The organism is Cohnella silvisoli, from assembly GCF_021190915.1.
Lineage (GTDB): Bacteria > Bacillota > Bacilli > Paenibacillales > Paenibacillaceae > Cohnella > Cohnella silvisoli.
In genome coordinates this window covers 1-23,982 of sequence record NZ_JAIOAP010000004.1, presented here as the reverse complement: position 1 = coordinate 23,982, position 23,982 = coordinate 1, and the positions used below count along the sequence as shown (strand labels likewise).

Sequence of the window (23,982 nt, the reverse complement as noted above, 5' to 3'; positions counted from 1 at the left end):
TATCCATTAGGCGTTCTGTGCCTGTGAGAGTGCATCTAGTACGGCATCTTCGAAAGCTTGAGTGCTGTACGTCGCGCCTGAGACATTCATCACTTTCGCGCTTTGGTTTTGTATGACTTCTTCAGGCATTCCCACTACGTCACTTTCGGAATAATGCATGGCAAAATCGCTGATTTCAACATCCGTAATTTTATCGTTCTTAATCGTTACTGCTACTTGAATCGATCCACGCCGATTTCTTCCCATACCCGTATAGGTACCGTCTTGATAAAGGCTGCTTGTTGGGCTCTTATTTATTGAAGTATCATTTGATTGGCCGCCATTCGATTGAATATTAATCTGGGTGTGTTGCGGTTGTTGTTGTATGGATGCCTGGGTTTCCGTCGTAAAATATCCGGCAGCGTATACCGCAGCAACAGCCGTTGAACACAGGATTACCCACTTTTTGTTCATTTTGGCCATATCAATCCCTCCGCTTCAACTATTCTGAATACCACTCTCCTGATAACCCCAGTATAATTGTCGAACATTTAAATTTTATTAAATACAGGCCTTCTAAAAAAAATGATTTAAATTTCTAGCGAAGTTGGGAAATGGCATGCGTGTGGTTGTAGTTGAGTTGCAGATATTCGACTGAGTTTGGGGTTTTTATTCGGGGGTAATTTGATAAATCAATCTAAACCTATATATAAAAATTTCCCGCATCTCAGGATCGTCCATTTCTGGAAACACATCCTTGGTGCGGGAAATCATCAGTTCTCAGGAAGTTAATCATTTGCTTTACTTTCTCACCAAGTCAGCCATCCATATGTCTTATAATCATGGGGTACAGGTCTGTAATATTCTTCTCTTAATATTTCTCTTTTCATTGCTCTTCTAAATTTTCTTTGAGTCATGTTTCTAATAAATTTGCTTTCATTCCCATAGATATATTTAGTTCTTCTGTGATGTCGATATTCTTTAAGCTTTTTTAGTCTAGGGTCAAAACATCTACATGCTTTTTGTTTTTTTAATAATCTCTTTTCAAGTAAAGCTTGTTTCCAATCATTAATTTCATTTACATTAAACAATACAATCCCTGGCACATACTTTAGATTTACCCTATTGGGTACTGAGTACGGTACCTAGAGATCTATTACGTATGGAGGTAACATAATCATCCCTCAATTCAATTTGCTATAATTAATCTTACAACAATAACAATAAAATGGAAATCATTATGCTCTTGGAAGCTTTCAGATAACGTTCTTGTGTTCACGATGTCGATCCCCTTAGATAGCTCTTATCTTAGGGGGATCGATTTGTCTGCCTGATATTCTACTTTGAATTGCTTCGGGCAAACCGAGAGCCGAATGCCCCGAAGCGTAAATTTGGTGTTATACGAAGGTCCACGCTTCCTGCTTTACTTACATATCAATATTAATTCATTCAAGTCAATTATCCCTTTTGCCTTTAATAAAAAGTCCATTCCAATAATTCCATCGATATTTATCCCGTAATTCATTGTTCCTATATCGACCTGAAAGTTCTCAATTTTAAATCCATGTACTTCAATTGCATCTACAGTTTTAAAAAAGACGAAATCACTTCCGCCTACACCGCTTATTGTTCCTAAGACATCTTCGAGTTCGACAGTCAATCCGATTTCTTCCATTATATCTAATTTTAAGATCGTACTTGATGATCCTGTATCAATCAGTACTTTGGGCAATCTAATGCTCTGATTATTGTAATATACCGTATTCTCAATAAAAGGTAAATCGCTATTTGAAAGCTGAATTGCTTTATTCATATTCGAACACCTATCCATTTGCGCTCTATAATCTCTAATTCAGTCTTACTTGTATGAGCAACATAAAGTTCTCGGTTAGGTTCTGTCTTATGGATTATTTTATATTCATTTAAGACGTCTTTACCATCAACGTATTGATTAATCATTGCTATTCGATCAACCAATCTTCTACCGTTATCAGAATGCGCTTCAATTGCTTCGAAAAGTACCCACTGATCTGGAAAATGGTTTCTTAAAGTTTCCCAATTCATGGCTCTACCTCATTTCTTGGGCTTATGAAGAAATTATACCATATCTTTGGAGCCTACAGCCTTTGTGGACTTTCGTAGAACGTTCTTGTATTCACGACGTCCATTCCCCTTAGATAGCTCTTATCTTAGGGGAATGGATGTATCTGCCTGAATAAACTTAATGCTTCTGGCAGATCAAGGGCCGAATGGCCCGCAGCGCGAATACGGTGTTATACGAAGGAACCTCTTCATTGAACTTGCTGCAAAATCTTTAATCAGTGTTTAACATTTCATTTACTTGTTCTATCCAAATGCCTTTTTTATCTGCAATTAGCGTACTCCAAAATAATTCTTGTGCAGGTTTCAAGTTCTCCTCCTGATCATCTATAAACAATACTTTTTGTTTCACATTTAATTTATTATGAACGATTTCATATATCTCTCGGTCAGGTTTACAAAATCCAACGGAACTTGAGATTGTTATGCTCTTAACATACTTTTTTATTGGTTTTAATAGCGGCTCTAACCATTCCGATCGATGATTACTTAGCAGATGAATATCAGCTAATTGGCTCCAGTCAGGTATACAATTAAATGCAGGCAAATAACTAAGCTGTTTGATTAAAATTGACTTTGCATTATGTATCTCCAATGATGGGCATTGTTTTTTAAGCCAATACCAAAACGCATCTTCACTTATCTTTCCTGACCATAATAAATTACGAATATCTTGTTTGAATTGTGATGGCTTCAAAAGGGATGCCCGCTGAATCGGCTATTTCATGCCAAAATGTCGGAGAAAGGTTTGTTATTATTACTCCTGCTACATCAAGAATCAATTGATGTTTAGTCATAATGATCTCCTACGTGTTTAAAATCTCTTAGGTTCTTTCGTATAACGTTCATGTATTCACGACGTCGATCTCCCTAAGATAGCTCTTATCTTAGGGAGATCGATGTGTCCGCCTGAATCAGCTTCCTCGAAATACCTCGGGCGGACCGAGGACCGAATGACCCGATGCGTGAAAACGGTGTTATATGCTGTCGAAGCCATCTTCGAGATTTCTCACAACTACTTCTTTTTCCACAGAGAACCCCATAAGAAGGGGACTCCAAAGACTTCATCATTATCCTGCTTTTCAACTGACTTGAATTCGATGCATTCAAAATATGGTTCCAAAATATATCTTATTTTCTCCTCTGAAAATGCTAATCCACCATTCATAGTCCCTTCTTCATATACATCCCAATCGGACATCTCACGAACAGGACCACCTAGATCTCCAAAACCTGGTCTAAAACATGTAATTCCAAAAAATCCTCCAGACTTTAAGGACCGGTAAATCATATCAAGGTATTGGATTCTTCGATGAGGCAAGAGATGATGCAAGCAACCTGAATCGTAAACAAGGTCGAATTGTTCAAGGACATTAATTTCGAACACTGATTTACATTCAAAATGTATATTTAACTTACTCTCATCTGCACGATCCCGTGCCCATTCAATTGCTACGCTTGAAATGTCGTAACCAACAACATCAAATCCTTGTTTAGCTAAATAAATGGAGTTTCTACCCGAACCACATCCTGAATCCATTGCTTTACCTGGTTGGATAAGATTTCTTTCATAATAAGATACCAAATTCTCATCTGGAGCATTCTTGAAAAACGGGACAGGCTTTTCCCGATTTGTATAAAAGGGATCCCAGAATTGTTCAGGTGAACGAAACTTCTGATCAAGCATGCTCAATAAGTCTTCGTATGATCTAATTGTTTTCTCTGCCATTGAATTACCTCCACATGGGAATTTGCTTTGATTGCATATAACGTTCTTGTATTCACGACGCCCCACCACCTTAAGTCCCGAAGGGACGGCCGCGATGCGGTTAGGTGGTGCGGGTGTGTCCGGCTGAATTTGCTTCCTCGATACTGAAATGCCTCGTCGAATCCACATCTGACTTCTGCCGGACCGAGGGGTGAATGCCCCGAAGCGTGAACATGGTGTTAGCCGAAGTACTTGCCTTCCCTGAATTCTCCCTCAACATATTGCTGTTTTTTGTTTTTATATAAAATTCTTCCGAATTCTTCGTTTGACGGGATAATTCGAATTATTCTATTTGCTGCTATTGATTTCGTTAATACTATTTGGAAGTCCTCAAGTATGTATTCCATAAATGCAGTATCATTAAGTGTTTCTTTATATATATCAGGTCTCTTTATGATCTCATCCCTACCGAGCTTTAAATAATCAGTTTCGTTTGTTATCCTTTCTGAGGTTCCCCCTGAAATTCTTTCCCCGATTCTCCAGATGATTGTATTCTGAAGTTCTTGCCCTAATTCTAATAAGCTTTTTATTGGTTTTTCAAATTTATCTTTTGTAGTCGCTCCCATGAAATGACCATAATATGCTGGTAGATCTTGTTCCTCGACTTTGAAAATAAAACCATTATATCGTTTTCCATCTCTCCGAAATCTTTTAAGAGCCTTCATCCACCACCTATCTAAAGAAAGATGGCCTGTAACTGGATAACAGTATAGGCCATTTTGATTTTTTCTTATCCCATTTTTCAGAATGCTTTTTGAATTATTTACTGGAGACCAATGAACTACAAGCATTGAATCAACTCCAATAATTAATTAATTGTAAGTATTTCACATAACGTTTCGTGTTCACGACGTCCCACCACCTTAAGGCACCGTCAGGTGCCGGCCGCGACGCGGTTAGGTGGTGCGGATGTGTCCGGCTGATTCCGCTTCCTCGTTGCTGCCTATTGCATCTCTGAATCCTCATCTAACTCCTGCCGGACCGAGGGCTGAATGGCCCGAAGCGTGAACATGGTGTTATAGGATGTCAACGCCGTCTTCGAATTAACCGACAGTAGTAGTTTCATTATTATTTTCTGATCCAGATATTTTTAAAGAGATTGGATATTGTAATAATCACTTCTCCTGTTTCATTTAATGATACCTCTTTTGTTTCATATGCGGTTGACGGGAAAATAAAAAATGAAAAATCGTCCCCATCTTTATAGTTCAAACCACTAATTCCAGCAGTGGAACTTGAGTATTTCTTGGATTTATATTCAACAGTCATTTTTGCTGACATTTCTGTAGTAAATGAATGTTCCCCTAATGTTTTATGATGTACCCCAGAAATCAATGTTGCTCCTGATAATGAATATTTACCGATTGATCTAAAACCGATGTTATAACCACCCGAGTTTATATTGTCTGAATTACTAACCCATATTACATAAATCTTATTATCTCCATCATCATATAAGACTTTGCCAATATTGCTTTTTAAATCTGCAAGATTAATCGAAATTGAATAATTTTCTTGAATTATATGACCATTTTTATCGCTATAATTCTTTGTGTTATCAGCAATATATGATATCCCTTCATTCCATAAACCGAGTAATCCAATTCGCCAAAATATTAAAAATAAAGCTCCGAGAATTATTAATAGCACACTAATATTTCTTGTTTTTATCTTCATCATATGGGCTCCTACAAGAGTTTTTAATGATTTGCGTTGATTTCCTATAACTCTTATTTGCGAAGTTCGTAAACATCCATATACACGGCATTTCTACGAATCCATAAATCCCATGAAATTCCTTTTCTAACTCTAATCTAACACAGTATGGCGATTTGTAGTTAGTTCACCTTTGTTTACAGTTCATTGACACGATTAGAGACAACAAAAACCCCCTAAACCGAGATTAGAGGCTGGTTCTTACAGTATTAACCACTCCCTTTAACTGCTCTCCACAAGCTGCTTCACCAAAATTTTCGCCGATACTTATAATACGGTTCTCTGCATTGACAAGGTAATATACCAATGATATATTCGCGTAATACCCATTTTCATGGGTCATATTATTAGGGGGCATTACAATGGTGTTACCGATTCATATGCGCTTTATCGAACATGTAAAAGAGAGTTTCATCCAAGATAAAAGGATAATTGGCCTTCTTGCGGGCGGATCCATGATATATGGAACAATGGATGAGTACAGCGATTTGGATCTTATTGTCGTGTATCAGCCAGCCTATCAAGCAGAGATCATGAAACAACGCTTAAATATAGTGGAAAAGTTAGGGAGCTTGCTGTCAGCATTCACTGGTGAACATGTGGGAGAGCCGCGGCTAGTCATCTGCCTATACGGTCCATCCCCATTACATGTGGATTTTAAGTTCGTTACACCCGAGGAGCTTGCAGAACGAATCGAGCAGCCTCTTATTCTTTGGGAGAGAGGGATAGAAATCAGTACAATACTACAGCATTCTTCCCCCAACAGTCCTTCTCCTGATCCTCAATGGAATGAAGACCGATTCTGGGTATGGATCCATTACGGTGCCACCAAACTAGGTAGAGGCGAGTTATTCGAAGTAATTGATCTTCTTACATTCATACGGAGCGTGGTATTAGGTCCATTAATTCTTACCGAGAACGGACAGCTGCCTAGGGGCGTAAGGAGACTGGAGCAACATGCCGGCAACGTGATCACAGAATTAGAGGAGACTATCCCCTCCCACAATTCCAAGAGCTGTTATAATGCCCTGCAATCAACCATTCGTTTATACCAAAACCTTCGTTATCGCTTTACTGATTTGGTACTCAGGAAGGAAGCGGAGCAAGTTTCGATTGCCTATCTGGAAAAGGTTTATTCCTCTTTATCGACCAAATAAGGATATCGACCCACCTAGTTGACATAAAAAAGCTTCTTTCCAATCATGAAGATCCTATGCAATTTGCCATGAGATGGCTCCTAAATTCACTAGGAGTCGTCTTTTTTATGATCGCTTTAGGGTCCGATTATCACAAAGAACCGTCAGAGGCCCTGACGGTTCTATCGGCTTCGATAGGATTATGAGTCTACTCTTCCTGCATCCACCGTTTCAAATCATTTGTCGTATGCAAAATATCCTGCCGCTGCTCTTCTCCCGCTATTTCGCGTTCAATAATGTATTCACCTGTAAAACCGATTTCCTTAAGCTTGCGCATGAACACCGGATAATTCACCTTCCCCGCGCCTGCCCGCACCTCTTCGCCCAGCCGGTCGCCGTCGACAGGATACAGCCCGTCCTTCACGTGAATATTGCGCACATAAGGGCCGATTGTATCCAGCGCATCAATCGGGTTGCCTTTGCCGTACAAGATCAAATTCGCAGGGTCCAGGTTAATTCCCAGATTGGATGTGCCGACCCGCTGTATGGTGCGAAGCAGCACGATCGGCGTTTCTTGTCCAGTCTCGAACCAGAAGCCGATCCCTTTGCTTTCGCAATAGGCAGCCACCTCGCGAATCGCAGCTACGACTTGCGGATATTCCGGATCCGTCATGTTCTCCGGAATAAATCCGCAATGGGTAATAATCGCAGGCGCGCCGATCCATACCGCGAAATCCGCCCATCCTTTCAGCGCCTTGATCCGTTCCTCGCGATATTGCTCCGGTACAAGTCCCAGCGTGACAGGTCCCTCTGTAAAATTCCATACCGCCGGACCCGGAACCCCTGCCCACATCGCGCAAATGCGTACATTAGCCTCGCGCGCTTCTTGGACTACGCGTTCGGCCACTTCAGGCGTACAAAGTTCCATGTCCCAACCGCAAAGCTGACAGACGCGAAAGCCATATTCGCTGACAACCTGAAACATATTCCCTTTCACGCTTGTGTCGAGCATATGAATGACGCCGATTTCCATCATAACTGCCTCCTTTATTCGCCTATCGGCACGAATTGTCCATCTTTGCCGGAGGATTTCCGCTCAGCTTCGACGATTCGCAGCGCAAGAAGAGAATCCTCCGGCGTCGACGTGATTACAGCCTCTTCGTTCAACAGTCGTTCCGCGAAATATTTGATTTCTCGATAATATCCAAGATCCCCTTCATGCTCGTAAACCCAGGACTGCCCATTCGCCGGATAGACGGTTAATCGGCCATCTTGAAACTCAAGCGTCGCCGTATCCATATGAACGCGATAACTCATCCAGAACCCGACTTCCCCCGGCAGCGATAAATCTGCCTGCGCTTGAATGATTTTCCCGTCCGAATAACGAAAATGCGCGGAAACAATATCATAACTTTCGCTGCACAGCGCCGATACCGCTTCCGGTTTGCCGAACAGCCAGTTGATCATGTCTACATCGTGAATGTGCAAATCCACGAGCGCGCCGCCGCTCTTATCTACTTGCAGCATCCAGTTCTCATAGGACCATCCCGGTGCATTGCCGCCTCTGTAGAAATTGGCCACCCTTACTTTTCCGTATTTTTCGCTGTCTACCATGCTTTTTAAGTATTCATATTCAGGCCAGAAACGAAGGCAATGAGCGATCATCAAACTTTTCCCCGTTGCCGCTGCTGCCTCCACCATGGCCGCCCCTCTGTCCGAATCTAGCGCAATCGGTTTTTCGCATAGCACATGAAGCCCCTTGTTCAACGATCGGATCGTGAACTCATCATGCAAATAAGTGGGCAGCGTAATATCCACCATATCCAATTCTTCCTGATAAAATAGCTCTAAATCCGTATACGTGTTGATCTTGGACAAGTCGTACGCCGTACCCAAATCGACTATGTTGCTCTCCTGGCTTTTCCCCTTAAACTTCTGCTCATCGACATCATAAATAGCAACCAGCTTAATCGGAAATCCCTCGCTCTCTAACCTCGCGAAAATATCCAGATGCACACGTCCCATCGACCCCAAACCGATCAATCCGACTTTAATCATCGTACTGCCATCTCCTTATCTGGAATGCAATCTGACAGTCACCATGATAACGCTTAATTCATCCGCTTGATTTAGATAATGCATCGATTTATTTGCACTTCCATTTGCATTATAGAACGGATTATTTATACTTTATATTGGAGGGGAACTGACGATGGACTTTGTACCTTACAGACTCAACGAACAGATTGTCGTTAACGACATCTTCACCTGTTACTATTTCGAGTTGTCCAATCGGCAACAATATAACGGGGAAAGTCATGATTTCTGGGAAATCGTCTACGTGGATAAAGGCGAAGTCAACGCGAATACCGAATCGGGCTACTATCGGCTCAATCAGGGCAACATTCTCGTTCATAGTCCGAATGAGTACCATCAACTGGAGAGCACCGGCAATAAGGCGCCGAATTTGTTCATTGTCACGTTTCGCTGCGATAACGAGGCGATGAAGTTTTTTGACGAACATAAGCTGTTTCGCATTGGGCAAGTCGAGCATGCGGTGTTAGCGCGATTAATGAAGGAAAGCCTGAATTCCTTCGGCCTGAATCTGTTCCCGATCACGCCTAAGCAAGATGCTCCATTCGCCTCAGAGCAGCTTTTCAAAATCTATCTAGAACAGTTGCTTATATTGATCATACGCAATGAACGCTCAGACATGCCGCAAGCCGCCCTATTATCGACGACAAGAGAAAATCAAAGCGCGCATCTCAGCAAGCAAATCATCGAATACCTCGAACGGAATTTGTCGAGCAAAATTACGTTGGACGGCTTGTGCGCGCAATTCAGCATGGGCAGAACGCAAATGAACATCCTGTTCAAGCGGACTGTCGGGATCGGGATTATCGCTTACGTCAATCAGTCGAAAATCGAGCACGCGAAAAAATACATCCGCGAAGAGATATACAATTTGACTGAAATATCGGATCTGCTCGGATACAGCAGCGTCCATTACTTCTCTCGACACTTCAAGAAAACGGTCGGCATGACGCCGTCGGAATATGCTAGAACGATTAAAGCGAGGAACGAAACTACCCCTAAAACTGAGTTTTAGAGGTCGGTTCTCACAGAAGTTCATAGGGTCTCTTTCTTGGTTACGATGCCCTGCTCCTTATAAAGTGCTCAATCCGCTTATCAGGCACGAACCAAATCACAGCGACCAGCACGTAGAAGAAGCATGATACCCATGAATTGAGGTATGCCGACACAACGGCTGCCAGGTAAAACAAAGGTGAAATCTTGCCTTTGAAGTCCTTACCCATCGCGATCGCGAAAGCAGAATCGGAGGAGTGCTGTTTAAGAATCGCGCGCTGCAACAGTGTGTATGAAATCGCTGCAAGCAGCAACACGATACCATACAACGCCGTTGGCGTGGAGGAAAAGTTGCTTTCTCCCATCCAAGCCGTAGAGAACGGCACGAGAGACAGCGAGAATAACAACAACAAATTCAACCACATTAGCTTTCCGTTTAAGGTTTGAACCGTGTGAAGCAGATGGTGATGATTGTTCCAGTAGATCCCTACATAAATAAAGCTGACCGCGTAGCTGAGGAACTTGGGAACCAAGTCGGCCAAAGAACTCCAATCATGGCCTTCGGGAACTTTGAATTCGAGCACCATGATGGTAATTATGATGGCTAGCACGCCATCGCTGAACGCTTCCATACGATTTGCTTTCAACACACTGACTCCTTTCCGTGAAGGTATTCTAAAATATAATTTCTATACAAGCATTGGTTTCCCTTTATTTGCGCCCTTTATAGTACATTGCCATGAGTTCGGTTCATAACTCTCTGCACGGGAAATTTATCGAATATATCTTTCGTTATACAGGTTGGTCACGTCAATATTCGGAACTTATTTGTCCATCTATATCTTTCGTCAGATACCTTTATGGCTGGAACGAATTATGATCATTCTCGTAAAGGTGTTCAAATCACATGAATATATCCTCCCCGGTAAAGGAGCGAGTCGAATGCTGGTTGTCGGAAGAAAACCCGGAGAATACATCGTGATCAACGAAAAAATTATTGTTTCGGTCATTAAAAGCGACGAGGGGCACTTACGCTTGGCTATTGAAGCGCCGAAGGACATCCCTATCGTTCGCGGAGAATTGCTTGATCGGGAATAAGCGGGAGTCGATGTGCAACAACCTTGCACTACGCAGCTGTTGGACTAGTCCAACAGCTGCAGTTCCCTTGCTTTGGAGATGGCTTGTACCCTTCTATTCACTTGCAGCTTTCCATAGATGTTGGAAGAGTGAATTTTTACGGTTCCTTCCGTAATCTCTAATCGCAGGGCAATCTCTTTATTGGATAAACCTTCGGCCATCAGACGAAGGATTTCAATTTCTCGGTTCGTAAGCGATTCGACCAGAGAAGGTGTTATTTTCGCTTCGACCGTTTTCGCGTCTTCGTCGGCATTGTCTCGTAATTGCCAGAGCTTCATATAGGCCATTCGCGAGAACACCATTTCCAATACTTCCAAACGGTCTGCCGTAAAGGCATCGGATGTTAGATTGTTTTCCAGGTACAGCACGCCGTTTCGGTTGTCCGGATAACGAATGGGCAAACACAAAATCGATTTGGGGCGCTTCCGTTGGATATGAGGATCCGCTGCGAATATACTTTGGCGCGCTTCGCCAAGAACGACGGATTCCCGCGTTCGCATCACGAATTGAACCACGGCGGTAGAATAAGAGTCTTCGATATCCACCGTCCTCTCTCGGTTCCGGTTGATATCCTTCTCGGCCTCAACAACCCATTTCCCCTCCTTACCCAACAGGACAAAACCTTTTTCGGCTCCGACATGATGGATGGCCAGATGAAGGAAAACCTCCAGCAACTCCGTCTCATCCGTACCCTTGGACCCGATTTGCGAAGCCTGCCGCAGCGTATCCATATCCAATTCGTTATCAAGCCCGTTGTGAAGCCTACTATCCATTGCGGCGATTTCCTTCTCGGCGCTGCCGTCCGAATTCTCGGATTCGTCCAGTTCCTCGAACGAAAGCGTCCTGAGTATCGGATAGCGTTCCTGCAAGCTTCTAACCTTCCCATTCGCACCCCATCTAAAGTACGCCTTGCAGGCATTCCGGAGGTAATTTTCCGCCATTTGATTATTGTTCAACGACAGGAACATTTTTGCGGCCAATTCGTTCGCGACCGCTTCGTCTTGTGGATAGCCCGTTTCTTGAGCCCACTCAATCGCTTGATCATAAAGCTTCGCCGCCTTCGAATGTTTGCCCTCCAAACGTGCCCATTCCGCCGACATGATTCGATATTTGGACAATGAGCTTTCCGGAACGAGCTTCTTCCATTTTTTCATCTGGGCCAGCAATTGATTTAACTCTTTGCGATAATTGCGTCTTTCATCATTCGGAGCAGAGGGATATACGGCCGTAATGGCTAATGCATGATAGAAGCAGTGTCTCTGCGTTACCGACAACATAAGGGATGCATATAATTTCTTGGATTGTTCGGCAAATGCCACAGCCTCCGAAGAACGGCCATATAAATAATAAACCTCAAGCTTGCAGGTGTAGTAATAATACAGATTTCCTTTATACACGTTGTTCGATTTTTCTTCCCGCAGCAATTGGCCCTCATCGAAACGTTCGCTGCTGAAAATCAGATGGTTCGTATCCGTCGCGCTTTGCAAAAGGCGTACGTATTGTTTCGTTTGGTAGAGCACCCTTAAAGTGATATCGTCCAGCGTTTGAGTTGCTTTTTCCTCATATTGACGACAGATATGATTCAAGCGGCGCAAATCTTCTCTTTCCGTAATTAATCTCGAAGATATGGCGTATCCCGCGTATACCCTATCCCCGCCTTCCAAGCTTAACCGTTCTGCTTTCTGAAAGTATCGTCCCGGCTCTTGAGGTCGCCGAAATTGCAAAGCCAATGCCATGATGCAGTGAATTTTTCCTTTGAGAAGGATACTGTCCGCTTTCTCGGAATAGCGAAGAGCAATCTCGGCTAAACGTAACGCGGTTTTATAGCTTTTTAATCCGTGAGCCAACGTCATGGCATAAGAGCCGAGCGCAATGGAGAACGCTTCGGAGTGCCCTTGCTTCAAAGACATTCGTACGTATTTCGCAAACAAAATCACGGCCAATTCCTCGTTGACGATAAATAAAATCGACGACGAGGCCATGACGATATCCGCTAACGCTTTATGCAACGGATCCCGGCTGATCGGCAAGTCCTTTAGGCGGCTCGCTTTTCTGGAAAGCTCCATTTGCGTATAGGCAATCTCGGCCATAATGGATAGACGCGAGGCTTTGGGAGGAATATTCATCCCGAACTCCGCCATTGCCTTTAAGGCGATATCGGACGCTTTTCCGTCTCTCTTCCGAAAAGCGTACATCGTAATCTGGATGACATAGATCTTGGCTCGATCCGATACGTTTCCGGCGCGCAGCAGCAACTGCTCCAAATCGGCCTCCGCCCGATCGAAATAACCGCAGAAATACCGGCATTCTGAGCTTTCAAGCAAGAGGTTGGAATACAGAGCAAAGTGCCGTGACCAACCCTCGGCTGCAATCAACAGCGCGCCTTTTTCCAATAGCTCCAACGCCCGGACATACGCTGCGAAAGCTTTGGCCTTTCTTCCAGCTTGCAGGTTAAGCCGGGACAACTGTTCGATCTCCGCGGGGTACGTCATGCACTCGCTGCCCAAATTCAAATGATGTACTACCTCGAATAGATGATCGTCCGTTGTATCCGATCGATAATAACGAAGCATGGTACGGCCGATTTTCAAATGGACTTGCTTCTTTTCCTCGTCCGGCATAAGATCGTAAGCCGCTCTCTGCACATGATCATGCAAGAAAATATAGGCGTCTTTTTCAGTCAGTAGCAAGCCTTCGCTTAACGCGGGCAGCAAATCTTGTTCCGTATGATCCGTCCCCTGCCCGTATAGCATAGACAACGTTTCAATATCGAAAGAGTTTCCGATACAGCTCGCTAAACGCAGCACTTGGCGAGTTTCTTCCGGAAGCGTGTTAAACCTGCCCGCGATCAGGCTAATGACATCCTTAAAGCCTTCCCGTTCCTTAATCGATTGAATATCCCAATCCCAGCGCGTCTTGTCCGAATTAAAATAGAGCAGCTTTTCATCATAAAAAACTTGCAGCATTTGCTTTAGATAAAAGGGATTGCCCGCCGTTTTCTGATACAAGGCTTCCGCCAGCGGCTTGATTCCGCTTTGATCGGCATGCAGCGCATCCGCGACATATTGGATTACTTTGAGATAACCGAGCGCTTTAATGTTCAAATAATGAATGGCGTTATCCATCTTAGACGAGTTATCTAAAAACATTTCTCCTAATAAATGTCCCTCGTCGATTTCATTGTTTCGATAAGTACCCATGATGAACAGATACTTATTGGACGGGTCATCCATTAAAACCCGAAGCAAGCGAAGCGAGGCCGAATCGGCCCATTGCAAATTATCCAACCAAATGACCAACGGATGCTTCCGATCCGCAAAAACCTTAATCAAGTTGCTGAAAAGCGTTTGGAACCGGTTCGTCGATTCCGTTGGAGGCAAATCCTCTACCGGGGGCTGTTTCCCTATAATCAACGTTAGCTCGGAAATCACTTCGATGAGAACGATGCCGCTTTGTCCCAGGGCTTCTAAAATCCTTGTTTTCCATACGGCAATCTGATCCTCGCTCCCCGCTAAAATCTGCCGAATCAAATCGCGAAAAGCAATAATAAGCGATGCGTAGGGTATGGAGTGATTGAGTTGGTCAAACTTACCCGAAATAAAATACCCTTTCTTATGAATAACGGGCGTTTGAATGGCTTTGACTAACGCTGTTTTACCGCTTCCGGCATGACCGCCGATTAACATGATCTCCATGGAGCCCGAACAGGAGCGCTCATAAGCGTTGAGCAGCTCTTGCAATTCTTTTTCTCTGCCATAAAGCTTTTCCGGCAACCGAAAACGGCTTATTTCATCTACTTCTCCTAATGGAAACGGCTCGATTATTCCTTTCTCCGTGAGCTGTTCCGAGCATTTTCGCAGATCGTCATGGAGACCGTAGGCGCTTTGATACCGATTGTCCGCTGTTTTCGAAAGCAGCTTCATCACGAGATCATTCAACATTTGCGGGACTTCGGGTTTGACGGTCCGCGGAGGAATAGGCAGCAGCGCCATGTGGGCATGGATCCACTCGTTTGCCGATTTCGCCTTGAAAGGAACGTCCCCCGTAAGCAACTCGTAAAAAAGAACACCTAAAGCATACAAATCGCTGCGTTGATCGATTTTTCGTTTCATGCGACCTGTTTGCTCTGGCGAGATGTAAGCAAACGCGTGGATGAGATCGTCTGGCTGTACGATGGTTTGCCCATGAATCTGCTCTGATCCGAATGGATGAATAAGCCGAAGCGTCGGTCGAGCGCTTTGGGATTGAATACATATATTCGCTGGGTTTAAATCGTGCACAATGACACCGCTTAGATGCCGCTTTCTAATCAACTCTACTAATTCCAATGCGATGGAGAAAAATCCCCGGAGATCGATTATATTCTGTTTCATGAACGTCCTTAAAGTCATCTCTTTGTTGTCGTTCAACGTTTTTAACCCCCATCTAACATGGATTGAAGATATGGAACCCTATGAATACCTTATATTGATAGGACTATAATCACAAAAAAATAGGACTATATTCATAATATACTAATCAGCGGGATTCACAACGAATTCGATTTATAAAAATTTATTAATCACTTTCAAAAAGATTTTCGCGAAAAGACTAAACATTTCAAGCGAATTGTCGATATATAAATCAATCTCATATTCGATTACTCATGGACGAGTAAATAGGCATGAAGTTTCAGGGAGGAACATCTGAAACGCATGCCTATTTATTCGTCTTTTTTTGCTGTTTAATGTCGCTTTTTGAAAATTGAATCATTTGCAGACTTATGGATGAGCAAATAGGTCGCCGTCATTCTTCAGGATGAAGAAGGGCAGCGACGTGTTTGCTCATTTTTTATGTCCATTTTATAAGCGAAATAAGGGGATGAGCCAATGCTCGTGTTAGGTAGAAAACCTGGAGAATATGTGCTGATCGACAACAACATTATGGTAAGGGTCATCAAGAGCGATGAAGGTCATTTACGCTTGGCGATCGAAGCGCCGAAGCATATTCCCATTGTTCGCGGAGAGTTATGGGAAGAAAAAAATATAGCTTTAGGAACGGCAGAAAAGGCCAAGACCTCTTCCACTTAAGGACGAGTGGTGCAAGTCAAGGAAGATAACCCGTTTGACTTACAAATCGTTTGGATCGGCGCGCAATCCATCACTGATTTGTGAGGCATCGCAAGGTATGCGCTTCAAAGGGATGCAAAAGGATAGGCATCCTAAAACACACCACATGGAGGTAATAATCAATGAGAATTAACCACAACATCGCATCGCTTAACACGTACCGTCAGTTGTCTGCTAACTCTGCTGCTTCCAACAAAAACATCGAAAAGTTATCATCTGGTCTTCGCATTAACCGTGCAGGAGATGACGCTGCAGGTCTTGCGATTTCCGAAAAAATGAGAGGGCAGATTCGCGGTTTGGATCAAGCAAGCCGTAACTCTCAAGATGGGATCTCTCTTGTTCAAACAGCGGAAGGTGCATTGAACGAAACTCACTCGATTCTTCAACGTATGAAGGAGCTCGCTACGCAAGCGGCAAACGGTACGAATACTTCAGAAGACCGCGAACAAATTCAAAAGGAAGTTAATCAACTAACTTCTGAAATTAACCGAATTGCTAATACGACGGAGTTCAATACCAAAAAATTGTTAGACGGTAATATTTCTGCAAGTAGTGCCGCAAAACAATTGAAAACCGGCTCCACACCTGTGATTTCAGCAAATTTAAGTAATCTTACTATTGATCCCAATGCAACAGCGGGATCCGGAAAGTATGAAATCTCTATTACAAATGCCGGCGGATCCGGTAATGCTTATCAAAGCGTAGGTGATAACGTACTTACAGGCACTACAAATGCTACCGGAGTTGAATCGTTCAGTACTGCAAGCAATGGCGACCTTGGTCTCGCTGAAGGTAACTATAAAATTGTAGTCGCAAGCCAAACTGCAAAATCTACGAATACAGTTACAGATGACGCCACTGTTAATGAAGCCGTTCTTAATACAGCGGGCGGTAATAATGCCATTACCATCGATGCGAATTCTAATTTGGCGGCTAGTGCCGCTAACTATACTGTTGAAGTCGCGAAAACGACTACTGTGGCAGCAACTGCAATTAACGGCGGGGGAATAAGCGCTGTTTCTGCTAATTCCGACCCCGCTAATCCTGCTAAAGAGGGTACTTATACCTTCACTACCTCGGCTAGGATATCTAGTACGGCAGGAACAGGAACTGGTGCAGGTACGATTACCGACACGGCTACTACTGGAGCAATGTCGGGAATTACGATTGCCGGTAATTCGCCGTATGCAAATGGTACTGGTTACAAGATTGTAGTTAAGCAAACCGAAACAGTTACTGCGGGCGTAGCCGGTCAAGCAGCCTTTACGTTTGAATTGCAAGATTCCGGAGGAACCGTACTACAAACAGCAAATACTACAGTAACGAATAGTGCTGGTTCAACATCGATCCAATTGGGAGACGTTAGCTTCAATCTAGATAATGCCAAAATGTGGGCTGATGCTAACGCTGCTCCTGCAGTAAACGGTTCTTTTGACAACCAAGAAATTCAATTAACCCTCGGCAACCGCGTTACGGTTACACAACAATCAACGGGTGACATTAAAATTGCGGATTTTAATGACGGAGCCGCTTCCGCTACACAGACGCTTACATTTGCAGATGGTGGAAAACTATCGTTCACTACTGTAGACGATACGAACCAATTTGTACGTGGAAATACGTATTCAACGAATGTAACACACACAGATAACTATGCGATTCAATTGAAAGATACAGGCGGCGTTGCGCTTGGAGGTCCGGTTAATATCACGGAAAGCCAATTATCCAACTCTGCTAATCTCACTAACATTGCAATCGGAGCTGCAGGGAATGGCGTGCAAATCGACTTAGATTCATCCAAGTTGAGCGTGATGGCTGCAGGAGCAACGAGTAATGTGACCTTTAAAATCGGAAGTTCGACATCATTGACTGCAACGGTCCAAAAGGCAGATGGAACCTCAGCTGGAGGAGGAACCTATGCACTTACTGGAACAACCGCAACCGAAAAAGTTGATTTAGGATTTAATGTCGGTCTTAAATACAACGGAACTACGCCAGGCACTAGCATTGCTGCGGGTGAAATCTTTTTCTCGGTTAAAGATGTTATCCCTGCGGATGACTTCAGAATGACACTTAAAAGAGATGCCGACAACAATGGTTCATATGAAACAACTGACGTTTCCAATCAATCTATTAATCCTAATGATACGGTAGCCTTAGGTTCAACAGGGATAAACATTAAAGCTGGAACTAATATTGCTACTACTGACAAAGCAACATTTGAAATTGAAAATGGAGTTGTAGACAAGTCCCTCACCATGCAAGTAGGTGCAAATCAAGGACAAACTTTAGCAATGAGCTTGGCTGACATGCGTTCTGATGCTCTTGGAATTAGCGCTGCTAATTCTTCCGAAGCGACCGGAGCAACGGGTGCAGCTTGGACCGCAACAAAATCCGCTACTAATGGAACGGACAATACCGCTGCTGAATATTCTCTTGACGTAACTGATTCTACAAAAGCATCTGCTGCGATTAAAGTACTGGACAATGCAATAAATAAGGTGTCCTCTGAACGCGCCAACCTAGGTGCTGTTCAAAACCGCTTAGAACACACGATCAACAACTTGAACACTTCTTCTGAAAACCTGACAGCTGCTGAATCTCGTATCCGTGATACGGATATGGCGAAGGAAATGATGGAACTAACAAAGAACAACATCCTTGCTCAAGCCGCGCAAGCTATGCTTGCACAAGCCAATCAACAACCTCAAGGCGTTCTGCAGCTTCTCCGTTAATTTTTCAAAACGGAAAAGGGAATTCAAGCAAAGCAACCTCCATCTCCACTTTATGGGTGGAATTGGAGGTTGTTTTGCATGAAGTTTGGGACTACTCATGCTAATGTAACGCCGAAGTGGGCCCCTACATAGAATAACCCATGTTCGAAAATACGGAGGTCTTTGCCATGGGCTCGAAAATTACGGTTCATCAAGAACTAACGTCGATCTATCAGTGCGATCCAAATGTTCATAAGACGTTGCTATCCGTCAGAGACCATTTTCATCGGTTGTGCGCTCACCACGCCAATCGGTTGGTCAAGGTCGAGACAATGGACGGAGATGTCTTCGAAGGGTATATCCTTCATTGCGACAGAGGAATTCTATATTTGTGCCTATCGAACGAGGGTTACGCTCGCGCCTTCTTTCCAGGTCCGCCGAACCCTTATACCGACTTCGTGCTTCCGCTTGTTCTGTTTAACCTTCTCACCATATCGCTACTCTGAGGACGCAAGGACAGCCGACTACTTAAGGAGTGATGAACATGGCCTTTACGCCTCCTTTCGGACCGCAAGGCGGGCCGCTGCCCCCCTCTTCGCCGCCGCCTCAAACGATTCCTCCGAAGCCTCTCACATCGACGCTTGCCGTTGATCCGGGCGCAATCTCCCGCTGCATGTTCCGCTTTACGTATATTTGGCCGCGCGGCGGAGCAGGCTTCTGGTTTTACCCCGTATTCGTCGGTCGGACGTCGATCTCGGGATTCCGTTGGAACGGTTTCTTTTGGATGTTCTCCGGCTTCGACCTTCAGAGGATTGAATCGTTTTCGTGCTTTTGAGGTTTAGTCACGATTAAGTTCTAAAAGATGCGTCTCAATCGCAGTAGCAGCGGCAATGGCTCCGCCCGCTAACGCGAAACTTTCGGATACTCTGCGGGCGCCTTCGACGCACGCCATCGCTTCGCGCACCTTGGCACGTAGGCGACTTGGGCTGAGTCGGCCGGCGGGCAGGCGCGTGCCCGCTCCGGCTACCTCGACGCGCCGCGCCACCTCCAGTTGATCACGTCCAAAAGGCACCGCGCACACAGGAACGCCGTGTACAAGAGCTTTCTGCGTGGCCCCCATGCCACCATGGGTAATTGCACACACTACGCGGTCAAGCACGAGTCCATGAGGAAGAAATGGTACTAAGCTGGCATTGGCTGATGTTCGGAATTTGGCCGAATCTTGTGAGGGAATTGTTGCGATGATGTGGACATTCTCTTCAGTGAAAGCGTCAAGCGCCGCTTCGATAAGGCGACCGTCATTTTGAAACTCCGAGGACGTTGTAACAAGTACGATTGGACGTTCGATCTCAGCTAACCATTCAGGAGGTTCGGCAGGCGGGTCCCAAGCGCAGGGGCCGACCATGACGATGTTTGACGGCCAATCCGAGCGCGGGTACTCGAACGGTTCGGCTGTAAGATAGAGTAGAAGCGGCGGGCGGCCAAACATATCGTCGGCACTGCTTACCGGGCCAAGCCCAAGCCTTTTGCGTATTTCGTTGAGCGGCGGCAACATAGTGCGCTCGAAGGTACCTACAAACAACGGCTTCAGAGCGCGATCGCGCATTCTGCCAAGAGTTCCGCGAGCAGGCGGAAGCCCTGGACCAAAAGGCGGCGCGTCACGCGAAGTCAACGCAAGCGGATAGGGGCAGAATGTCCCCCATGGACCGCCCCAAGCCTCGGCAGCCGCGACAGCACCCCAGCAGTTTACGTCGACGATTACAGCGTCGGGGCGCGTACTCGCGATCGCTTGCTTCAGATCGGGTCCGTCATGCTCCGCACGCGCGCTGAACATGCTTACAGCGCGTTGCAGTCCCCCCCGTGCCGTGCGTGCCTTGTAATCATCGTGAGGCATTGCTTCGATCCGTTTGTCGATCGGAGCGGCGTCGAAGCCATGCGATCGTGCGAGCTCCATCTGCGAAGCCAGTGTGCGCAGTACGATGTCGTGACCGCGTTTGCAAAGCTCATCCAGAATCGGAGTCAGCGGAAACAAGTGTCCGCGGGCGGGCGAAGTATAAGCAAGGATACGGGCCATCTAATTACCTCCAGTTAGAGGATGAAGTAGCTCGCCCAGAGCGAGCTCAGTTTGGTCGCGGCTCAAACCGTAATCGCGACGAAGTAGTTTCCAGGTGTAGATATCCGTCACAGTTACCAACTGAGCAAGGCGTCTCTCCCGCTCGGTCCCTTCTCGTTCGGTCAGCGCTGGGGCGAACACTCGCTCGCACCATTGCCGGTGATAACCACGTCCGCCGTCAATTATCTCTCGCAGTGCTGGCATCCAATGCTCTTCGGCCAACATGCGAAGCACCCCATCACCTACCTCTTCGTAATGATCGAGCAATATATGTAATGCCCCTGCCACGTCTCCCACCGCCGCTTGGTCACGATGGCTGGCTATTCGTCTCGATTCGCGCTCGGAGGCTGCAGCGAAGAGGCCTTCCTTGCCTCCGAAACGCCGTATCACCGTCTGCACTGAGACAGCGGAGCGGCGCGCGACCTCCTCAAGAGAGAGGTTAGCGACCGGTTGCTCGTAAAAAATCTCCACCGCAGCATCAAGTATACGTTCTCCCGTTATTGCCGCCGATCTTGCCCTGGCCTCCATTCGATAGGGGCGAGTAAGTTGCTCAGGCTGTTGCTTGTCATCTTCCATTTCTGATTGCCGCACATCCTCTTGCTATTTCATGTTAATAACGTTAACTCCAAATTATTCATAAGTCAACTGAATCGTGCTCAACAATTCATTCAACTTTTCGATCAATTACTAGAACAAGCGCGAGGCAATGTCAACTCGTGGTCGGAGATAAATAACCCACTTTTCAAGCCTCATTGCATCTTCGCTCGTTCAAGCTCAGCCTATTAGAACTTTCATTGCACGGGCAAATCCGGATCTCAGCTTGTCCATGGCATCACATCGTTGTTTGTGCGTACCATAAGCAGTGGACTTAGGAACTGATCGCAATGCTATTTTGACTCTCGTAGAAATCGTAAGCATTCCAAGTCAAATAAGGGTTTTCACCAAAAATTCACCCTACTTATGGTAAAGGTTCTCCGTAACACATCTGACGAGAAATAAAAATGGTTCCCTATCTTATGATTCCTCGTACAACCCATACTATCCCTGCCCACATCCGTTCAATCCATTTCTAGCGGGTTAAAAGTTTCACGAAAATACGCTCCTCTATCGCCAGGGTTGATTTTGGTTGTGGGAAATTTCCTTTTTGAGAACCGCTACTTCAGCTTCACTGAAGGAATTTTCCTTCCCGTTCCTTTCCTAGTTTTTCACGATTTCTCGGTACAATTGATTTCTTCGCCGTTGCCCTTGTTTCTAAATATGTCGCCTTCAAGTTTTGATAGTTCATCAAACAGCATGGTTGGTTCAAATACGATAGAGTAAGTTTTTATTTTAAAATAGTACTATTAAGTACTTTTTTTAGGCAATACTATTTCTATTTTAAATATCTGTTCGTGTCTTAAAACGTTCCCTAACCTGTAGTAGAGGTGGTTTTGGTGAGGTTATCGAATTTGGTTGGAAATAGAATTAGGTCAATGCGGAAAGCGAAGGGATGGACTCAAGAGCAACTCGCAGAGGCTTCGTCACTTCATTATAGTTATATAGGTGGGGTAGAACGCGGAGAACGCAATATTTCCCTAGAAACATTGGAGAAAATTGTTACAGCTTTACATGTACCGCCTATTGAGTTGTTTCGGGATGGGCTTGAAACTAATGATGCCGCCAAGGCACATCAGAGGGCAGTTGATGAACATATGTCCATGATAAGCGGCAGGAGTATAGAAGAACTTGAAATGATTAACAAGATAAATCGGGACATCTTTAATGCGCTCGATACTAAGCGTTAAGTCAGCTTATATGAATAAAAATCACCAAGTCCGTGTCGGGATTGGTGATTTTTATTGTGGCTATATAATGTTTTAAGCTCGACTCATATTCTTGCATTACTCTGCGTATCATCATTTCGGCGAATCTTCGAATATTTTTGGATTGAATTTATTCTCGCAATACTTGTTTTGGTGGTGGCTTGGTTTATAATGGTCGTCTTTGTGTGAATTCTTCTCAAAAGAAAGACCCCAGAAACCTGTTGCCTTAGGGGGCTCAAACACTGATTCCACAGCATTCCCCTGCCATTCCCGACACCAAATTTTTCGCCGTCACTTATGATACGGTTCTCCGCACTGTATGTAACGGCAAGTTTTAAGGCCACCCTTGTAAGGACGGCCAAACCCATGTGCTTCGCAAAATAGGAACTTAGATGGTACTAGACCCCTCTTCGAAGTAGTGGATCGGTCGTATTTCAATCCTCCAACCATACTGCTCTCCCAAGTCTACCTGTACAGTCGGATGTAAAGAAGCTATGCGAGTTGCTTCCTCCATGTCTCGTGCTTCTATGATAAATGCGCTGCCAATCATCTCCTTCGTTTCGATAAAAGGACCGTCCGTAACCTTCACCTTCCCCTTCGCCCGCCGTAAGCATTTCGTTTCCGAGGTAAGACCGGCATCAATAATAACTTGGCCGCTCTTATAGAGTTCCTTAAGGTGTGGCATACACTCTTGCATAACCGCATTGATCTCATCCTGCGGGAGGGAATTCATTTTCTTAGAATCCATGTAACCCAAACATAGGAATTTCATTTTCACTTCTCCTTTGGCTTTAGATTTTCTTCCTTACATTTAATCAACGAACAACATGGATCAATCTCGACATATCCATACTACAAAAATATTGATTAATTTTTAACTTGAGGTATCTCGTTCTCCGATACCCACCAAAAACTCGCCGTCACTTATGGTACGGTTCAGCTTAACGGGTCTATCGGCGAAAAATGCGCCGCGGCGCATGATTGCCAACCTTTTTGACCCGATCCAAGGGCAATGATTAAGCCTTCATAAGATGCACAGAAGGCCACCGAAGTAATTGGCGGCCTTGTTATCGGTGATTCAACTATCGTTCTCCGTTAGCGTAACGAAGAGATGCCACGACGGCGGGTTTCGATAAAAATGCTCAAATAGTTTAATCACTTCTCCAATTTTCGTCAACTATTTGGCACCAGCATGTGTTGTTGTGCTGTGATAATGTCACCCTATAACTGTTCTGAGATAATGTCACTATGGGACAGGAGACAGTGACATTGACCAGAGCAGAGATGAAGAAGGTATTAGTGGTGGAGAAGATCTTTGGGGG

General features: G+C 44.7%; 23 protein-coding genes. 8 read left to right on the top strand and 15 right to left on the bottom strand.

All coding sequences use genetic code 11. The annotated features are described in order from the left end of the window. Positions 1-6: 6 nt before the first annotated feature. The 8 genes from K7P76_RS09235 to K7P76_RS09200 all read right to left on the bottom strand — a co-directional run bounded on the left by K7P76_RS09235 (position 7) and on the right by K7P76_RS09200 (position 5,524). Positions 7-462 carry an FMN-binding protein gene (locus K7P76_RS09235; RefSeq protein ID WP_232185003.1) on the bottom strand — a complete coding sequence of 152 codons (456 nt, stop codon included), beginning with the start codon at positions 460-462 and terminating at the stop codon, positions 7-9. Positions 463-788: 326 nt separating this feature from the next. After that, entirely contained in the window at positions 789-1,085 is a 297-nt protein-coding gene (locus tag K7P76_RS09230) for a hypothetical protein (RefSeq protein WP_232185001.1), read from the bottom strand. A 317-nt stretch (positions 1,086-1,402) separates the two neighbouring features. Beyond that, entirely contained in the window at positions 1,403-1,792 is a 390-nt protein-coding gene (locus tag K7P76_RS09225) for a retropepsin-like aspartic protease (protein WP_232185000.1), read from the bottom strand. Continuing rightward, the gene (locus K7P76_RS09220; RefSeq protein WP_232184999.1) at positions 1,789-2,043 is read right to left on the bottom strand and encodes a hypothetical protein; all 255 of its coding nucleotides are present in this window, start codon (positions 2,041-2,043) and stop codon (positions 1,789-1,791) included. The genes K7P76_RS09225 and K7P76_RS09220 overlap by 4 nt, the downstream gene beginning before the upstream one ends. A gap of 250 nt (positions 2,044-2,293) precedes the next feature. After that, positions 2,294-2,776: an HAD-IA family hydrolase gene (locus tag K7P76_RS09215; protein ID WP_232184998.1), complete on the bottom strand. Its 483-nt coding sequence runs from the start codon at positions 2,774-2,776 to the stop codon at positions 2,294-2,296. Positions 2,777-3,094: 318 nt separating this feature from the next. Next, a complete protein-coding gene (locus tag K7P76_RS09210) occupies positions 3,095-3,808 on the bottom strand; it encodes a class I SAM-dependent methyltransferase (RefSeq protein WP_232184997.1) in 714 nt (237 codons plus the stop codon). 218 nt (positions 3,809-4,026) lie between these two features. Continuing rightward, positions 4,027-4,638, bottom strand: a complete 612-nt coding sequence (locus K7P76_RS09205) for a hypothetical protein (RefSeq protein ID WP_232184996.1) — start codon at positions 4,636-4,638, stop codon at positions 4,027-4,029. Positions 4,639-4,915: 277 nt separating this feature from the next. Further along, positions 4,916-5,524, bottom strand: a complete 609-nt coding sequence (locus tag K7P76_RS09200; RefSeq protein WP_232184995.1) for a hypothetical protein — start codon at positions 5,522-5,524, stop codon at positions 4,916-4,918. Between the two features lie 401 nt (positions 5,525-5,925). Here K7P76_RS09200 and K7P76_RS09195 point away from each other — a divergent pair, with 401 nt between their 5' ends. Continuing rightward, positions 5,926-6,720, top strand: coding sequence for a nucleotidyltransferase domain-containing protein (locus K7P76_RS09195; RefSeq protein ID WP_232184994.1), 795 nt, complete (start codon positions 5,926-5,928; stop codon positions 6,718-6,720). Between the two features lie 187 nt (positions 6,721-6,907). Here the strand turns inward: K7P76_RS09195 and K7P76_RS09190 are convergent, their stop codons facing one another. Continuing rightward, positions 6,908-7,735 carry a sugar phosphate isomerase/epimerase family protein gene (locus K7P76_RS09190; RefSeq protein WP_232184992.1) on the bottom strand — a complete coding sequence of 276 codons (828 nt, stop codon included), beginning with the start codon at positions 7,733-7,735 and terminating at the stop codon, positions 6,908-6,910. 11 nt (positions 7,736-7,746) lie between these two features. Then, the gene (locus K7P76_RS09185; RefSeq protein WP_232184991.1) at positions 7,747-8,757 is read right to left on the bottom strand and encodes a Gfo/Idh/MocA family protein; all 1,011 of its coding nucleotides are present in this window, start codon (positions 8,755-8,757) and stop codon (positions 7,747-7,749) included. 154 nt (positions 8,758-8,911) lie between these two features. Here K7P76_RS09185 and K7P76_RS09180 point away from each other — a divergent pair, with 154 nt between their 5' ends. Beyond that, positions 8,912-9,808 (top strand): AraC family transcriptional regulator, encoded by an 897-nt coding sequence (locus K7P76_RS09180; protein ID WP_232184989.1) that lies wholly within the window; start codon positions 8,912-8,914, stop codon positions 9,806-9,808. Between the two features lie 40 nt (positions 9,809-9,848). On the opposite strand, the gene K7P76_RS09175 is transcribed toward K7P76_RS09180, so the two are convergent. Beyond that, complete coding sequence (locus tag K7P76_RS09175) at positions 9,849-10,433, bottom strand: TMEM175 family protein (protein WP_232184987.1); 585 nt, start codon at positions 10,431-10,433, stop codon at positions 9,849-9,851. Between the two features lie 295 nt (positions 10,434-10,728). Between K7P76_RS09175 and K7P76_RS09170 the strand changes: the two genes are divergently transcribed. Next, positions 10,729-10,884 (top strand): carbon storage regulator, encoded by a 156-nt coding sequence (locus K7P76_RS09170; protein WP_232184986.1) that lies wholly within the window; start codon positions 10,729-10,731, stop codon positions 10,882-10,884. A 44-nt stretch (positions 10,885-10,928) separates the two neighbouring features. Here K7P76_RS09170 and K7P76_RS09160 read toward each other — a convergent pair whose 3' ends face one another. Next, positions 10,929-15,332, bottom strand: coding sequence for an AAA family ATPase (locus K7P76_RS09160; protein ID WP_304518393.1), 4,404 nt, complete (start codon positions 15,330-15,332; stop codon positions 10,929-10,931). Between the two features lie 459 nt (positions 15,333-15,791). On the opposite strand from K7P76_RS09160, the gene K7P76_RS09155 reads away from it, so the two are divergent. The 4 genes from K7P76_RS09155 (at position 15,792) to K7P76_RS09135 (ending at position 19,580) form a co-directional block, all read left to right on the top strand. Then, positions 15,792-15,992, top strand: a complete 201-nt coding sequence (locus K7P76_RS09155) for a carbon storage regulator (protein WP_232184985.1) — start codon at positions 15,792-15,794, stop codon at positions 15,990-15,992. A 161-nt stretch (positions 15,993-16,153) separates the two neighbouring features. Then, entirely contained in the window at positions 16,154-18,766 is a 2,613-nt protein-coding gene (locus K7P76_RS33420; protein ID WP_309244748.1) for a flagellin N-terminal helical domain-containing protein, read from the top strand. A gap of 167 nt (positions 18,767-18,933) precedes the next feature. Next, on the top strand, positions 18,934-19,251 hold the full coding sequence (locus K7P76_RS09140; protein ID WP_232184984.1) for a hypothetical protein: 318 nt from the start codon (positions 18,934-18,936) through the stop codon (positions 19,249-19,251). A 38-nt stretch (positions 19,252-19,289) separates the two neighbouring features. After that, entirely contained in the window at positions 19,290-19,580 is a 291-nt protein-coding gene (locus tag K7P76_RS09135) for a transporter (protein ID WP_232184983.1), read from the top strand. Positions 19,581-19,583: 3 nt separating this feature from the next. Here K7P76_RS09135 and K7P76_RS09130 read toward each other — a convergent pair whose 3' ends face one another. Further along, the gene (locus tag K7P76_RS09130; protein ID WP_232184982.1) at positions 19,584-20,819 is read right to left on the bottom strand and encodes a glycosyltransferase; all 1,236 of its coding nucleotides are present in this window, start codon (positions 20,817-20,819) and stop codon (positions 19,584-19,586) included. Beyond that, the gene (locus tag K7P76_RS09125) at positions 20,820-21,386 is read right to left on the bottom strand and encodes a TetR/AcrR family transcriptional regulator (RefSeq protein WP_255678443.1); all 567 of its coding nucleotides are present in this window, start codon (positions 21,384-21,386) and stop codon (positions 20,820-20,822) included. Positions 21,387-22,291: 905 nt separating this feature from the next. On the opposite strand from K7P76_RS09125, the gene K7P76_RS09120 reads away from it, so the two are divergent. Then, a complete protein-coding gene (locus K7P76_RS09120; protein ID WP_309244747.1) occupies positions 22,292-22,642 on the top strand; it encodes a helix-turn-helix domain-containing protein in 351 nt (116 codons plus the stop codon). 406 nt (positions 22,643-23,048) lie between these two features. Here K7P76_RS09120 and K7P76_RS09115 read toward each other — a convergent pair whose 3' ends face one another. Further along, complete coding sequence (locus K7P76_RS09115) at positions 23,049-23,432, bottom strand: YciI family protein (protein ID WP_232184979.1); 384 nt, start codon at positions 23,430-23,432, stop codon at positions 23,049-23,051. Between the last annotated feature and the right edge of the window lie 550 nt (positions 23,433-23,982).